The organism is Streptomyces hainanensis, from assembly GCF_004348415.1.
Taxonomy (GTDB): Bacteria; Actinomycetota; Actinomycetes; order Streptomycetales; family Streptomycetaceae; genus Streptomyces; species Streptomyces hainanensis.
Genome location: NZ_SMKI01000216.1, coordinates 1 through 12,875, shown reverse-complemented (window position 1 = coordinate 12,875; position 12,875 = coordinate 1). Strand labels below are relative to the sequence as shown.

The following is a 12,875-nucleotide window of genomic DNA, read 5'->3' as shown; positions in this document are numbered from 1 at the left end:
CGCCCACCACGCCCACCACGCCCACCACGCCCTGACGTCCGTGCGTCAGTCCCGCACGCCCGCCGCCAGGAAGTGCGGCACCGCCACCAACAGCCGGTCGGCGGCCGCCCGTTCGCGCTGGTCGGCCAGCCAGTCGCGGGCCTCGTCGGCCTCGACCGCGCCGCTCACGCGGGCCGCCTCGACCAGGCCGGTCAGCAGCGGCAGCGCGCCGGGCCCGGTGAACAGCGGGGTGTGCGCCTCGACCGCCACCAGCCGGAAGCCGGCGTCGAGCAGCAGCCGACGGTGCGCGCGAGCGGCGCGCGGGCTGGGGACCGTCGCCGCCCTGGCCCGGACGACGCGCCGGGTCACCTCGGGATCCGCCGCGTCGATCACCAGCGCCTCCCAGTCCTGCCCCACCAGCACGATCCGGCCGCCCGGTGCCAGCACCCGGCGCGCCTCACGCACCGCGCGCGCCGGCTCCGGCAGCGCGTGTAGCAGCCGATCGGCGCGGTAGCCGGCCAACGCGCCGTCGGCGAGCGGCAACGCGAGCGCGTCCCCGCGCCGCAGGTCGGCGCCGGGACGGCGCGCCCTGGCGGCCGCCAGCATCCCCTCGTCGGCGTCGAAGCCGACGGCGGCGGCGCCGCGTTCGGCCAGCTCGGCGACGGCGAGGCCGGTGCCGCAGCCGACGTCGGCGACCGCCGCGCCGGGCGCGGGGGCGAGCAGTTCGTGGCCCCGGGCCCGCAGCGCGCGGACGGCCGGCAACGCGTCCGCCGCGTCGAGCCTGGCGATCAGCTCCGCGGTGCCGTCGGCACCTCGGGTCTGTCGGGTCTGTCGGGTGTCTCGGGAGTTCTGCTGGGACATGCCGGCCACGGTGGCGCTTCATGTCCACATGAAGTCAACCGCGCCACCCGCCGACGCCGACACCGACACCGACGCCCGCCGCGCCGCCCTGGGGCGGCAGCGCGGCGGGCGCCCGACGCCGGGCCCGGCTCAGTAGATGTCGGCCTCGCGGGAGGTGGCGGCGATCCCGTTGGCCCCGTTGAAGAGCCGCTGGCCCCACGAGGTCAGCTGCCCGGAGTTGAAGTTGGTGACCAGGTCGAGGTACTCGACCCCGCCGCTGTTCCCCGACCACGACCAGCCCAGATAGCCGACCCCCAACTGCTGCGCGGTCGCCATGATGGTGTCCTCGTCCGGGTTGCCGTCCGAGTGGTTGTGCCCGAACTCACCGACGACGATGGGGAGTCGGGCGTTGACGAAGGCGTTGAGGTAGTCCCTGACCTCGGCGGCCGTGTCATACACGCCGTACATGTGCACCGAGAACAGCGTGTTGCGGTCCACGTCCGAGTTGAACACCGCCTGCGCGTTGGACCGCATCGTCCCGGACCAGTCCTGGCCCCAGTTCGGCGCGTCCACCATCAGGGTGTGGTCGAAACCGGCGTTGCGCAGCCGGCTGATCGCGCTCTGGGTGTCGGCGGTCCAGGCGCCGGCGTTGTTGTTGCCGTAGGGCTCGTTGCCGATGTTGAGGACGACGTAGTTCTCCTGGCCGGCGAGCGCGCTCTGCACGCTGATCCAGTAGTCCACGGCGCGGCTCAGCGAGACGGCGCCCGACTGCTCCCCGTAGCCGGTGGTGTCGTGCGCCTCCAGCACGCAGATCAGCCGGTTGTTCCTGCAGAGGTTGATCACGTTGGTCACGTCGGCGGCGTCGTTGCGCGTCCACCGGTCGCCGGTGGACAGCACCACGCGCACCGTGTTGGCGCCGAGCCGCTTGATGTCGGCGAACGAGTTGGTCTGGGTCCTGAACCAGGTGTGCGCGTGGTTCACCCCGCGCATCACGAAGTCGTTGCCGGTCGACTCCACGAGCCGACCGTTGCTGATCCGCAGGCCGACGGCCTGCGTGTCGACGGCGTCGGCACCGGCCTGGGCGGCCGGCCCCAACGCCAACAGGGCCGCGAACGCGGCCGATACCAGGGCGCCTAAGCGCGTACGAAGTTTCACTGGCTACTCCTCGCGAGGGTCCGTCCCGTGGGACTCCGAATGAGCGGGAGCGCTCCCAAACCCCATCAGGCCAGCCTGTCAATTACATGTCAACCCACCTCGCGCGACACGGCGCGCACCCCGCCGGTCGGCCGGCGCCGGCCGGGGAGGATGGCGGTCGCTCTCGACCACCGATGAGTTATCCGGCCGGCCGGGGTCCGCAGGGGTGAAACGACCAACCGACCATCCAGCCAGGAGATCACCATGCGGAAGACCAGCGCCGGCCTGTTCGTCTCGCTCGACGGGGTCGTCGAGGCCCCCGACCAGTGGCACTTCCCGTACTTCGACGACGAGATGGGCGCCGCCGTCGGCGCGACGCTCGGCGCGGCCGGCACCATCCTCCTCGGCCGCCGGACCTACGACAGCTTCGCCGGGGCCTGGCCGGAGCGCGAGGCGGCCGGCGGCGAGGACGCCGACTTCGCGCGGCATCTCGGGGACACCCGCAAGGTCGTGGTGTCGCGGCGGCGGCTGGAGTTCACGTGGCGCAACTCGGAGCAGCTGGAGGGGGACTTCGTCGAGGCCGTCACCGCCCTGCGGAACGAGCCGGGCGGCGACATCGCCCTCAGCGGCTCGGTCTCGGTCGTCCGCCAGCTGCTGGCACACGGGCTGCTGGACGAGCTGCACCTGTTCGTACACCCGATCGCGGTGCGGCACGGCATGCGGCTGTTCGAGGAGGCGGACACGACGCTGCCGCTGCGGCTGCTCTCGTCCAAGGCCTTCGCCACCGGCGTGCTCCACCTGGTCTACGGCCCCGCCGAGTCCGCCGGCGATGGCGGCTACGAGGAGGCCAGGAGCCACCTTCCGCGATCCGGGGAGTGATATCCGAAGCGTGAGATTGAGAAAATCAAGGTTCTGACGTTGCTCGCTTAAGAAAATCAAGGTACAAATAAACAGCAGGCGCGTGGGCGAGCCGGAGGGAGCCGAGGGTGGACTGGCAGGAGCTGACGGACCTGACGCAGGGGCGGCCGTTCGTGGTCGAGCGGGTCCGCCTCGCCGAGAGCGGTGTCGCGATCGAGGGGGAGTTCGAGCCGCCGCAGCTGGCTCGGCTCGGCGTCGAGGACCAGGTGTTCGTCGCGGCGTTCGTGCGGGCGCACGGCTCGATCAAGGAGATGGAGCGGATCTTCGGGGTGAGCTACCCGACGGTCAAGTCCCGGCTGAACCGGATCGCCGAGCACCTCGACTTCGTCGACACCGACCCGGCTCCGTCCGGCGCCGACGTCATCGATCGCCTGCGGCGCGGGGAGATCAGTGCCCAGGAGGCGCTGACCGAGCTGGAGCGGTCGCGGTGATCCCGCAGGTGGTGACGGCGCGCTGGCGCCGGTCCGACGGCCGCTGGCGGCGGCTGTTCGTCCCGGTGCTGCCGGTGGCGCTGCTGCTCTCGCCGCTGCTGCTGCTCGCCGTGTTCGGCGGGATGATCGCCTGCCTCGCCACCCGGGTGAGCCCGCTCGGCGCGCTGCGCGGCGTCGGGCGGGTGCTGTGGGCACTGCCCGGCACCCGGTTCGAGATCGACGACGGCCGGATGGCCGTGCTGGTAAGCGTCAGATGAGTTCGGATGATCCGCGAGGGAGAGCACCGATGAACGAGCAGCGCCGCCAGATCCTGCAGTTGCTGGCCGAGGGCAGGATCACCGCGGACGAGGCGGATTCGCTGATCGACGCCCTGGAACGGGACCAGCCGAAGGCGCCGCCCGGGGCCGCGCCCCGCTCGAAGTCCCGCCCCAGGTACCTGCGTGTGGTGGTGAACTCGCTGGACGAGTTCGACGACGGGCCGAGCCGGATCAACGTCCGGGTCCCGCTCCAGCTGCTGCGCGCCGGGGTCCGGCTCACCACGCTGATCCCGCCGCAGGCGCTGGCCAAGGTCAACACGGAGCTGGGCAGGGTGGGGGTGCCGATCGACCTCAACGAGCTCAAGCCGCAGCACGTCGAGGACCTCATCGACCAGCTCGGAGACGTCGACGTCGACATCGACGACCCCAGCGCCACGGTGCGGGTCTACTGCGAGTGACCGCGGCGGGCGGGTGCGGGCCCGCCGGAGCCCTCACGCCCCGGTCGCCCCGGTCACGCCGTCCGCCCCTTCCACCTCGGCGACCACCAGCGCGCAGCGCACGGTGCCGTCGGCGCGGCGGCCGAGGGTCGGGAGCGGCTCGATCCGGACGGTGAAGCCGGCGGCGGTCAACTCGCGGCGTACGTCGGGCAGTCGGAAGGTGCGGTAGTACATCACGAACGGGGGCCGCCGGACCGCGTTCCGCAGCCGCATGGCGGCGTCGAAGCCCCACAGGGCCCAGTAGGGGAGGGATCCGACGCGGGGTGGCGCGGCCATCGGGAAGACGAACCGGCCGCCGGGCCCGAGCGCGGCCCGGATGCCGGCGAAGAGCGCGGGGCGTTCGCGGGGCAGGAAGTGGCCGAACGCGCCGAGGCTGATCGCCAGATCGAACGTGGCGGGCGCGAACGGCAGCGCGCGGGCGTCGGCGCGCACCCACCCCACCCCTTCGGGGAAGGCGGCGCGGGCCTGGTCGAGCATGCCGGCGCTGAAGTCGAGGCCGACGACCCGTGCCGCGCCGGCCCGCCGGAGCGCGCCGACGCCGGCGCCGGTGCCGCAGCAGACGTCGAGGGCGGCGGTGAACGGGCCGTGCTGCCGCAGTGCCTCGGTGAGCGCGTCGAGCACCGGGTCCGGCGTCCGGTACGGGGTCAGGTCGAACTTCGGGGCGAGCAGGTCGTAGCCGCGTTCCACTGAGGACAGCGCCTGTTCGGCGAGCTCGCGCAGGGGCGGCGCCTCCCGGTCCCGGTGTCGGTGTCGGTCCCGGTGTCGGTGTCGGGTCACGCGCTCAACTCCCGTCGCCGCGCTTCCGCGTGGCGCGTCGTCGGAGGGGCTGCGGTACGGCCGGCATCGGGTCGGTGCCGGCCGTCTCCGGGTAGAGGATCAACTTGGCCTCGGCCAGGTTGGCGACGACGGCGACGGCCTCCCACTCGTAGCCGTTCCACCGGCTCACCAGACGGGGCGCCTGCGGGTCCACGTGACTGCCCGAGGCCGGTCCCGGGGTGAGTGTCACGACACGGTAGCGGTCGGCACGGCGCCGGCTGCGCCGCTCCGCCCAGTCGGACAACGGCTCCTCGTCCATGGGAACAACATCACTCTCGCTCGGTCGCCTGGCTCACACAGCAGTCCTACGCGGGCGTCGCGTTCGCGACGTCTCCATGACACCACGTCATGCCGTCCGGGACCCCGGTCTTGCGGCCGTTGGTCGGCCGTGGCCGGCGCACGGCTGGCTCACACGGAGGCACGAGGGACGCACGGAGGCACTCCGGTGGCCCGCGACACCCGCGACACCCGCGTCACTCCGAGCGGCCGGTCGCGGCCACGGTGACGCCCAGGCCGATCATCGTGAGGCCACCCACGCCGCCGACCACGGACAACCGGCGCGGGGAGCGGGCGAACCAGCCCCGGGCGCCGGCGGCGACCAGGCCCCAGACGCTGTCGGAGGCCACCGCGATGGCGTTGAAGACCAGGCCGAGGAACAGCATCTGGAGCACCACGTTGCCCTGCTCGCGGTCGACGAACTGCGGCAGCACGGCGGCGAAGAACACGATGGTCTTGGGGTTGGCGACGCCGACCAGATACCCCTCCCACAGGGTGCGCAGGCCGTGCGATCCGTGGGCGCCGCCGCCGTCCCCGGCGAACTCGGCCCGCAGCGAGCGGCGTTCGCGCACCGCCCGGACGCCGAGGTAGACGAGGTAGGCGGCACCGGCCAGCTTCAGCGCCGTGAAGACGAGGACCGAGCGCTCGACGACGGAGCCGACGCCGAGGGCCACGGCGAGCACCAGCGTGTAGGCGCCGAGCGTGTTGCCGAGCACCGAGGTCAGCGCGATGCGGCGGCCGTGGGCGAGCGCCCGGCCGATGACGAACAGCACACTCGGCCCCGGCACGATGATCAGCAGGAACGACATGGCCGCGAAGGCGAGCACTCGGTCGGTGGACATCATCCGGCCATCGAAGCACGTCCGGCGCCCGGCTCACAGCCCTCGGCGCGTTGCCATTCCCCGTGGGTGAGGGCGTACTCGACATCGCCGTGTTCCGCGCCCTCGATCGACTCGAACCTGCCGACGAAGGCGTCGCCTTCGCGCTCCTCGGCCGCCCAGTAGCCGGGTCCGAGCAGTCGGGGCAGGACGACGGTCCGCACGGTGTCGGGGGTGAGGGGGCGGAGCCGCAGCCCGGCGGTGGTGAGGAACGTGTCCATCCGCCGATGATCGGGGCTGCCGCCCCCGCCGGCGAGGGGTTATCCCTGGGTCAGCGGCTCCTCGCCGACGAGTTCGCGCAGCCGCTCGTTGGCCTCCTCCAGGGCGGTGATGGCGAGTTCGCGCCGTGCCGGGTCGACGGCGCCCATGGTCAGCTCGGCCAACTCGGCCCAGGCGCGCTCGATGTCGGGGAGCAGCCGGTGCCCGGCCTCGGTGACGACGACGCGCACCTGCCGGCGGTCGGTGGGGACGGGCTCGCGGCGGAACCAGCCGCCGGACTCCAGGCGCGCCAGGCTGCGGGTGGCGGTCGGCTGCTCGATGCCGAGGTGGGCGGCCAGTTGGGAGACGGTCATGCCGGCGGGCTCCTGGGCCAGGACCCAGAGCAGGACGTCCTGGCCCGGATGCAGCCCGAGGGCGGCGAGTCGTCGTGCCTTGGCCGCCCGGTAGAGCTGGCTCATCTTGTTCAGCGCCCGGTTGACGCGTCTGACCTCACTGGCTTCCACCCGTCGATCCTACCTGTGTATAGTCGGCTAACAGGTAGCCGGCTATATGTATCGCGTGGAGGACGGATCATGGATCTGGGGCTGACCGGTCGGGTCGCGCTGGTCACGGGCGCTTCGGGGGACATCGGCGGCGCGGTGGCGGCGGCGCTGGCCAGGGAGGGGGCGCTCGTCGCGGTGGGCTGGCACCGCGCGGAGGCGCGGGCCGCCGAGGTCGTCGAGGGCGTCGCCGCGGCGGGTGGCCGGGCGCTCGCGGTGCGGCTCGACCAGCGCGACCCGGCGTCGCTCGGCGCCGCGGCGCAGACCGTCGAGCGGGAGTTGGGCCCGGTCGCGGTGCTGGTGGGCAACGCGGTGGCCTGGCCGGAGTTGGGGCCCGAGAGCCCTGAGGCGCTCTCCGCGACGCTCACCGCCAACGTGGCCGGCACGCTCGCGCTGGTCGAGGCGGTGCTGCCCGGGATGCGGCGGGCCGGCTGGGGCCGGGTGGTGCTGGTCTCGTCCGACGTGGTCGAGCAGCCGATACCGGCGTCGCTCGGCTACCCGGCCGCCAAGGGCGCGCTGGAGACGGCGGCCAGGGTACTGGCCGTCCGGGAGGCCCCGCACGGCGTGCTGACCAACGTCGTCCGGCCCGGGTTCACCCGCACCCGGCGGGCGCTCACGGCCGACTGGTTGGGCCAGCGCGCCGTCGACGCGGAGGGGGCGAAGACCCCCACCGGCCGGATCTGCACCCCCGAGGACGTGGCCTCGGCGGTGGCCTATCTCGGCTCGGCGGCCAACGGCCACGCGAACGGCGAGATCCTGTCCGTGGCCGGCGGGCGGCACCTCACCCGCTGAACCGCGTTCGAACCGTCAACGGGTGCCGGACGAACGGCGGTTGACCTCGGCCACCAGGGGGCTCAGGGACTCGCTGAGACTCACCGGGCGCACGTCGTCCGGGAGCGCGGTCCACTCGCGGCCACCCGCCGGCGGGCGGAGCCAGACGCGGCCGCCGTCGCACGCCATGACGCGGCCGATCCTGCCGCGTCCGACGTCCCGGACCATGCTGCCCACTTCGGGCGGTTCCGGCTGTTCCTCCTGGATACCCTGGTCCATCTCGTCAGCTCCTTCACGACCGCCGGCCGCGAGCCGAGGGCCGGGTCGAGTGCGCCCAATGTATTCACGTCGGGAAGGTGCCGTTGGTTCATTCCGCCTTCCGGGGGAATCGGGGAAAGGTCCAGGCCGGAAGGGGCGCGGGCCGCGCCCGGGGCGGCGATCGGTCGGGCGTTGCCGGGATATATCGTGAAGTCGGCGTCGGTGTCGAGGACTTCCTCCGTGAGCCGCCCGGGTTGCCGCCGGTCGGCGCGGGCCGTGGTCGGACTATCAGGTCACGCTCCGCCCCAGATCAGCTACGCTGCATGACACGCGCCAGGACCGCCAGGACGAAACTCCCCCGGCTCACGCCGGGAGGCACCACCATCCGCCGCCGCGAGGACCCACATGGACGTGACCTACCGCCTCAGGTACGACCCAGCGGTGGAGGCCGCCCACGACGCCCTGCCGCCGGACGTCAGCGAGCGTCTCACCCTGGGGATGGCGGGGGCCTGCGAGGATCCGCTGCGCGCCACCGAGCCGTACGGGCACGACGACCCGGTGATGCGGATGGTGGTGACCGAGCAGGCGTTCGCCGTGGTGCTCGCCGGCCACCACTTCAAGACCATGACGGTCCTTCAGATCAACCACCTCTGCTGACGGATCGACAGCCGGTCAGCCGCCCCCGCCGATCATCCGCGCCGGCGGCTGGGGAATCCTCCCCGCGCCGGCCGGGGGCGGCTCGGCCTGCTCGGCCTGGCCGCCGGCGCGCGGGTGCACGAGACGGGGCGGGAGCGCCACGTAGGCGGAGACCCCGGCGCCGCGGGCCGCCGCCGTGGTGGGGGCGCTCTGGGTGTGCCGGACCTCGACCTGGACGCCGAGGCGGGCCGCGATGGTGCCGACGACGAAGTGGCCGAGGAAGCGGGTGGGCGCCACCAGGAACGAGTCCTCGCCGCGCAGCCGGGCGTTGGCGAGCTCCAGCTCCTCCTCGGTCATGCCGTTGCCGCGGTCCACGATGGCCAGGCAGTACTCCGGGCCGTCCCACCAGCCGTAGACCTCGACCGGGCGGGCCGGCGGCGAGGCGGTGAGCGCGTTCTCGATCAACTCGGCGAGCAGGTGCGAGAGTTCGTAGAAGGCGCCGCCGTGCACCGAGCAGGGCTCGGCCTCCACCAGGGCGACCCGGCGGTAGTCCTCGACCTCGGAGACGGCCGAGTGGACCACCTCGGCGATCTCGGCGGTGCCGGTCCAGACCCGGGGCGGCAGCTGCTGGCCGGTCAGGATCAGCAGCGAGTCCGCGTTCCGCCGCATGCGGGTGGCCAGGTGGTCGAGCTCGAACAGGTCGCCCAGCGCGTCCGGGTCGAGTTCCTTGCTCTCCAGCGCGGTGATCAGCCGCAGCTGACGGCGCACCAGGCCCTGGTTGCGGTGGCCGAGGTTGGCCAGCGACTCGGTGCCGTTGCGCCGCAGCACGGTCTGCTGGGCGGCCAGGCCGACGGCGGTGCGCTCCACGTCGTGCAGCGCGGCGGCCAGCCGGGTGACCTCCTCGGCGCCCCTGGCCAGCGCCGGGTCGGGCTCCGGCGGCAGCAGCTGCTCGGCCACCTCCGGCTCGGCCTCCTGGATGGAGCGGACGGTCTCCGGGAGCCGGTGGCCGGCGACGGACTCGGCCTGCCGGGTCAGCTCGTCGAGCGGCCGGGCGATGGAGCGGGCGGCCAGGATGGCCAGGGCGACGGCCACCCCCAGGATCAGCAGGCCCAGGGCGACGAAGCCGGCGAGCTGCCGGGTGGCGTCCGCGCTCAGCCGGTCGGCGCGCTCAGCGACGTCCTCCCCCACCAGCCGCTGCGCCTCGTGCAGCCCGTCGGTGAGTGCGGTGCTCGCGGTCCACCAGTCGTCGGCCCCGGCGTCGAGCGGCGAACCGTCGGCGCCGGCGTCGGCCAGCCGCTCGAAGGCCGCGACCTGCCCGGCCTCGTCCGTCTCGAACGCCTCGTCGAGCGCTGCCCGTTGGGGCCCGGTGGCCAGTTGCTCGTAGGTGCGCACCGCGGAGTCGCGGGCGGCCCGGGTGCCGGCGAACTCCAGGTACTGCCCGCCGGCGAACCGCCCCGCCACGAACACGCCGTTCATCAGGCCGCGTTCCTCGGCCAGCGCCTCGGTGGCGCCGGCCAGCGCCTGGAGCGCGGCGAGTCCGTCGCCGAGCCGCTGGTCCCCGTGGGGCGAACCCTCGGCCAGCTGGGCGTCGTTGAGCTCGGCCATCGCGGTGGCGAAGAAGCCGAGCGCCTCGTCGCGGTCGACCGACTCGTCGTCCACCCGCTCCCGGATGCTGGGGAGTTGGTCGAGCGAGCCGAGCGCCTCCTCGAAGGCGGGCGCCGCGTTCTCGTCGACCCGGCGCTGGAGTTCCGCGTGGATCGCGTCCACCCGGCGGCGGGTATCGGCCAGTTCGGGCCGGTAGCGTCCCGCGCCGCCGAGCAGACCACTGGTGAGGCCGTGTTCACGCTGGAGCTCGCGGACCAGGTTCTGCACGTCCAGGGCGAGCTGGACCCGTTCCCCGCTCTCCCTGGCGGCCGACCAGTCCTCCGCCCGGTCGGCCACGGCGACCCCGGTGAGGACGAGCAGCAGGCAGGTGGGCACGGCAAGGACGATCGCCACCCGGCCGCGGATGGTGCTCCAGCGCGGCAGCCAGCCGGTCAGGATCCGCCACCCGGTCGGGCGCCGGGTCCGCCGTTCCCTCCGTCGCCGCGTCCTCGACACACGCGTCATAGCCACACAGCACACCGTCACGTGGTTACCGGCGGCTCCGATACCCGTGGCCGCGAAGTGAACAAGTGGCGTGAATCGGGCCGGCGACCGTCACGGATGAGGCAGCCGCGGCCTGAGGTCATCCGGACAGTGACGCTCCGGTTCCCCCTCGGACCGGCCAGGACCGTTACGCTTCGGGGCATGAGCAGCCGCCCAGTCCCGCCCGGTCCGGCCTACCGCAGACTGAGCGTGGAGGAGCGCCGTGGACAGCTGATCGCCACGGCGCAGGCGCTGTTCGCCCGCAGCGTGCCCGAGGAGGTCTCGCTGGACGACGTCGCCCGCGAGGCCGGCGTCTCCAGGCCGCTGGTCTACCGCTACTTCCCCGGCGGCAAGCAGCAGTTGTACGAGGCGGCGCTGATCAGCTCCGCCGACGAGCTCGAACTGTGCTTCGCCGTCACGGAGTCGGGCGCGCTGAGCCTGCGTCTGGCGGCCGGCCTCGACCACTACCTGGCCTTCGTGGACCAGCACGGCGAGGGCTTCACCGCGCTGCTCAAGGGCGGCAGCGTGGTGGAGACCAACCGCACCACGGCCATCGTGGACCGGGTGCGGCGGGCCGCCGCCACCCAGGTGCTGCGGCACATGCGGGTGCCGGAGCCGAGCGCGCCGCTGCGGCTGGTGGTGCGGACCTGGATCACCACGGTGGAGGCCGCCTCGCTGATCTGGCTCGACGAGGAGAAGGAACTGCCGCTCGACGAGCTGCGGGACTGGCTGGTCGACCAGTTCGTGGCCCAACTGGTGGTCACCGCCGGGCGCGACAAGACCACCGCGCGCTTCCTGCGCGCCGCGGCCGAGTTCGAGGAGCCGGGCGGCCGGATCGACCGGCTCTTCGAACGGACCATCGCGATGATGACGCCCGCGGGCATGTAGGGCGGGCGGGAGCGATGCGCAGCGAACGCACGCCCTTCGTCGGCGGCCCGCTCGACGGCCGGGTGCTCCCGGTGCTGGTGGGTCCGACCGGCAAGCCGCCCGCCGTCTACCGGGTGCCGGTGCCGGGCGACGACGTGCAGCCCGACCGGGTCTACGTCTACCGGCTCACCCCGACCGGGTACACCCGGCTGCTGCGGCTGCCGCGCGGCTGGAGCTACGTCTACGACCCGGACGCCGGGGACTGACCACCCGTTCGCACCCGCCCGGCGGGCGCGGCGCCCGGAACCGTGCGCACCATGCGTGCGGAGACGCGCGCGAGCACGACGGAGGTACGCCCATGCGGTTCTCGGGAACCGTGACCCGACGACGCGGGTGGCCGGCGGCGGCCCTGGCCGCCGTGGCCCTGACCACCAGCACCCTGACCGCGGGCCCGGCCGAGGCCGATCCCGCCGGCTCCGTTCCAGCGCTGCTCGCCGAGCTGCGCACCCTGTACCAGGAGACCGGGCGGGCGACGGAGGCGTACCACGAGGCGGCCGAGCGGCTGGCCGAGCGGCGGGAGGAGACGCGCCGCGTCCAGGACCGGCTGGCGGCGACCCGCACCGAGCTGACCGCGACCCGGGAGGCCGCGGGCGCCGTGGCCCGCGCCCAGTACCGCGGCGGCGGGCTCCAACTCCCGCCCGCGCTGGCCATGTTGCTCGGCGAGGACCCGGGTCAGGCGCTCCACGACCAGACCGTGGCGGCCCGGGTCGCGGCCGCCGAGGCGGCCGAGATCGACCGGCTCGGCTCCGGCGAACGCGCGGCCGACGAGCTGGCCACGGCGGCCCGCGCCGCGTTGGACGCCGAACAGGCCGCGGCCGAGGAGGAGAGGCACCGCCGGGACGAGGTCCACCGACGCCTCGACGAGGTGGCCGGCCTGCTGGCCGGCCTCTCCCCCGACGAACTCACCGAGCTCACCCGGCTCCAGGAGGCCGAGGCGGGCCCCGGGCCGGAGCCGTCCCGGGAACCGGCCCCCGAGGCCACGCCGGAGCCGGCCCCCTCGCCGGAGGCACCGCCACCCCCGGCGCCGGAGCCTGACGCCGTACCGGCGGCGCCGGAGCCGGAACCCGTGCCGGAACCCGCGCCGGGGGCAGCCCGGGAAGCCGGGCCCGAGCCCGGCGCCTGAGCCGCCCCCCCTCCGGGAAGCGCGCGCCGTGCCGGGGCGACGCCGGCGCCTACCCCGGCGCCGGAGCGGGAACCGGTGCCCGGTCGGACCCCACGCGCGAGGGCCGAGCCCCCGCCGGTCCCCCGGGCCGACGCGGCACCCCGCCTGCCCCGGTCAGGTGCCACCGGCGAAGCCCGCGGCAGCGGCCGACGCCGGAGGCCGGCCGAACTGGCGTCCGACGCGAACCCGCCCCGGCCACGGGCGTCACCC

Annotated in this window: 18 protein-coding genes; 9 read left to right on the top strand and 9 right to left on the bottom strand. The window is 74.1% G+C overall.

The features are described 5' to 3' along the window. Window positions 1-45: 45 nt before the first annotated feature. Together E1283_RS20140 and E1283_RS20135 are read right to left on the bottom strand one after the other, a co-directional pair. Window positions 46-840 carry a methyltransferase domain-containing protein gene (locus E1283_RS20140; RefSeq protein WP_132819497.1) on the bottom strand — a complete coding sequence of 265 codons (795 nt, stop codon included), beginning with the start codon at window positions 838-840 and terminating at the stop codon, window positions 46-48. Between the two features lie 129 nt (window positions 841-969). Continuing rightward, the gene (locus E1283_RS20135; RefSeq protein WP_132819496.1) at window positions 970-1,974 is read right to left on the bottom strand and encodes a glycoside hydrolase family 5 protein; all 1,005 of its coding nucleotides are present in this window, start codon (window positions 1,972-1,974) and stop codon (window positions 970-972) included. Between the two features lie 243 nt (window positions 1,975-2,217). On the opposite strand from E1283_RS20135, the gene E1283_RS20130 reads away from it, so the two are divergent. The 4 genes from E1283_RS20130 to E1283_RS20115 all read left to right on the top strand — a co-directional run bounded on the left by E1283_RS20130 (window position 2,218) and on the right by E1283_RS20115 (window position 4,017). After that, window positions 2,218-2,832, top strand: a complete 615-nt coding sequence (locus E1283_RS20130; RefSeq protein WP_132819495.1) for a dihydrofolate reductase family protein — start codon at window positions 2,218-2,220, stop codon at window positions 2,830-2,832. A gap of 107 nt (window positions 2,833-2,939) precedes the next feature. After that, window positions 2,940-3,302, top strand: coding sequence for a DUF2089 domain-containing protein (locus E1283_RS20125; RefSeq protein WP_132819494.1), 363 nt, complete (start codon window positions 2,940-2,942; stop codon window positions 3,300-3,302). Then, window positions 3,299-3,559, top strand: a complete 261-nt coding sequence (locus E1283_RS20120; RefSeq protein WP_132819493.1) for a hypothetical protein — start codon at window positions 3,299-3,301, stop codon at window positions 3,557-3,559. The genes E1283_RS20125 and E1283_RS20120 overlap by 4 nt, the downstream gene beginning before the upstream one ends. Before the next feature lie 29 nt (window positions 3,560-3,588). Beyond that, complete coding sequence (locus tag E1283_RS20115; protein ID WP_132819492.1) at window positions 3,589-4,017, top strand: SHOCT-like domain-containing protein; 429 nt, start codon at window positions 3,589-3,591, stop codon at window positions 4,015-4,017. 33 nt (window positions 4,018-4,050) lie between these two features. Here E1283_RS20115 and E1283_RS20110 read toward each other — a convergent pair whose 3' ends face one another. The 5 genes from E1283_RS20110 to E1283_RS20090 form a co-directional block, all read right to left on the bottom strand. Continuing rightward, entirely contained in the window at window positions 4,051-4,833 is a 783-nt protein-coding gene (locus E1283_RS20110; protein ID WP_132819491.1) for a class I SAM-dependent methyltransferase, read from the bottom strand. 4 nt (window positions 4,834-4,837) lie between these two features. After that, window positions 4,838-5,131, bottom strand: a complete 294-nt coding sequence (locus E1283_RS20105; protein ID WP_132819490.1) for a DUF6087 family protein — start codon at window positions 5,129-5,131, stop codon at window positions 4,838-4,840. Window positions 5,132-5,345: 214 nt separating this feature from the next. After that, window positions 5,346-5,993 (bottom strand): LysE family translocator, encoded by a 648-nt coding sequence (locus E1283_RS20100; protein WP_132819489.1) that lies wholly within the window; start codon window positions 5,991-5,993, stop codon window positions 5,346-5,348. After that, window positions 5,990-6,247: a hypothetical protein gene (locus E1283_RS20095; RefSeq protein WP_132819488.1), complete on the bottom strand. Its 258-nt coding sequence runs from the start codon at window positions 6,245-6,247 to the stop codon at window positions 5,990-5,992. Before E1283_RS20095 ends, E1283_RS20100 begins: the two co-directional genes overlap by 4 nt. Window positions 6,248-6,286: 39 nt before the next feature. Further along, window positions 6,287-6,748, bottom strand: a complete 462-nt coding sequence (locus E1283_RS20090; RefSeq protein WP_132819487.1) for a MarR family winged helix-turn-helix transcriptional regulator — start codon at window positions 6,746-6,748, stop codon at window positions 6,287-6,289. Window positions 6,749-6,817: 69 nt separating this feature from the next. Here E1283_RS20090 and E1283_RS20085 point away from each other — a divergent pair, with 69 nt between their 5' ends. Continuing rightward, the gene (locus E1283_RS20085; RefSeq protein WP_132819486.1) at window positions 6,818-7,576 is read left to right on the top strand and encodes an SDR family NAD(P)-dependent oxidoreductase; all 759 of its coding nucleotides are present in this window, start codon (window positions 6,818-6,820) and stop codon (window positions 7,574-7,576) included. A 15-nt stretch (window positions 7,577-7,591) separates the two neighbouring features. Here the strand turns inward: E1283_RS20085 and E1283_RS20080 are convergent, their stop codons facing one another. After that, the gene (locus E1283_RS20080) at window positions 7,592-7,834 is read right to left on the bottom strand and encodes a hypothetical protein (protein WP_132819485.1); all 243 of its coding nucleotides are present in this window, start codon (window positions 7,832-7,834) and stop codon (window positions 7,592-7,594) included. Window positions 7,835-8,218: 384 nt separating this feature from the next. Between E1283_RS20080 and E1283_RS20075 the strand changes: the two genes are divergently transcribed. Next, window positions 8,219-8,470 (top strand): hypothetical protein, encoded by a 252-nt coding sequence (locus E1283_RS20075; protein WP_243744967.1) that lies wholly within the window; start codon window positions 8,219-8,221, stop codon window positions 8,468-8,470. 15 nt (window positions 8,471-8,485) lie between these two features. Here the strand turns inward: E1283_RS20075 and E1283_RS20070 are convergent, their stop codons facing one another. Continuing rightward, window positions 8,486-10,558 carry a sensor histidine kinase gene (locus tag E1283_RS20070; protein ID WP_243744968.1) on the bottom strand — a complete coding sequence of 691 codons (2,073 nt, stop codon included), beginning with the start codon at window positions 10,556-10,558 and terminating at the stop codon, window positions 8,486-8,488. A 180-nt stretch (window positions 10,559-10,738) separates the two neighbouring features. Here E1283_RS20070 and E1283_RS20065 point away from each other — a divergent pair, with 180 nt between their 5' ends. The 3 genes from E1283_RS20065 (at window position 10,739) to E1283_RS20055 (ending at window position 12,626) form a co-directional block, all read left to right on the top strand. Further along, a complete protein-coding gene (locus E1283_RS20065; protein ID WP_132819483.1) occupies window positions 10,739-11,464 on the top strand; it encodes a TetR/AcrR family transcriptional regulator in 726 nt (241 codons plus the stop codon). Between the two features lie 14 nt (window positions 11,465-11,478). After that, window positions 11,479-11,709 carry a hypothetical protein gene (locus E1283_RS20060; RefSeq protein WP_132819482.1) on the top strand — a complete coding sequence of 77 codons (231 nt, stop codon included), beginning with the start codon at window positions 11,479-11,481 and terminating at the stop codon, window positions 11,707-11,709. A gap of 92 nt (window positions 11,710-11,801) precedes the next feature. Continuing rightward, complete coding sequence (locus tag E1283_RS20055; protein WP_132819481.1) at window positions 11,802-12,626, top strand: coiled-coil domain-containing protein; 825 nt, start codon at window positions 11,802-11,804, stop codon at window positions 12,624-12,626. Window positions 12,627-12,875 lie beyond the last annotated feature (249 nt).

Bases quoted from the DNA above. Each gene is read 5' to 3' on its own strand.
- E1283_RS20140 (WP_132819497.1), bottom strand. From the start codon at position 840: ATGTCCCAGCAGAACTCCCGAGACACCCGACAGACCCGACAGACCCGA.
- E1283_RS20130 (WP_132819495.1), top strand. From the start codon at position 2,218: ATGCGGAAGACCAGCGCCGGCCTGTTCGTCTCGCTCGACGGGGTCGTC.
- E1283_RS20115 (WP_132819492.1), top strand. From the start codon at position 3,589: ATGAACGAGCAGCGCCGCCAGATCCTGCAGTTGCTGGCCGAGGGCAGG.
- E1283_RS20105 (WP_132819490.1), bottom strand. From the start codon at position 5,131: ATGGACGAGGAGCCGTTGTCCGACTGGGCGGAGCGGCGCAGCCGGCGC.
- E1283_RS20100 (WP_132819489.1), bottom strand. From the start codon at position 5,993: ATGATGTCCACCGACCGAGTGCTCGCCTTCGCGGCCATGTCGTTCCTG.
- E1283_RS20095 (WP_132819488.1), bottom strand. From the start codon at position 6,247: ATGGACACGTTCCTCACCACCGCCGGGCTGCGGCTCCGCCCCCTCACC.
- E1283_RS20085 (WP_132819486.1), top strand. From the start codon at position 6,818: ATGGATCTGGGGCTGACCGGTCGGGTCGCGCTGGTCACGGGCGCTTCG.
- E1283_RS20080 (WP_132819485.1), bottom strand. From the start codon at position 7,834: ATGGACCAGGGTATCCAGGAGGAACAGCCGGAACCGCCCGAAGTGGGC.
- E1283_RS20075 (WP_243744967.1), top strand. From the start codon at position 8,219: ATGGACGTGACCTACCGCCTCAGGTACGACCCAGCGGTGGAGGCCGCC.
- E1283_RS20070 (WP_243744968.1), bottom strand. From the start codon at position 10,558: ATGACGCGTGTGTCGAGGACGCGGCGACGGAGGGAACGGCGGACCCGG.
- E1283_RS20065 (WP_132819483.1), top strand. From the start codon at position 10,739: ATGAGCAGCCGCCCAGTCCCGCCCGGTCCGGCCTACCGCAGACTGAGC.
- E1283_RS20060 (WP_132819482.1), top strand. From the start codon at position 11,479: ATGCGCAGCGAACGCACGCCCTTCGTCGGCGGCCCGCTCGACGGCCGG.
- E1283_RS20055 (WP_132819481.1), top strand. From the start codon at position 11,802: ATGCGGTTCTCGGGAACCGTGACCCGACGACGCGGGTGGCCGGCGGCG.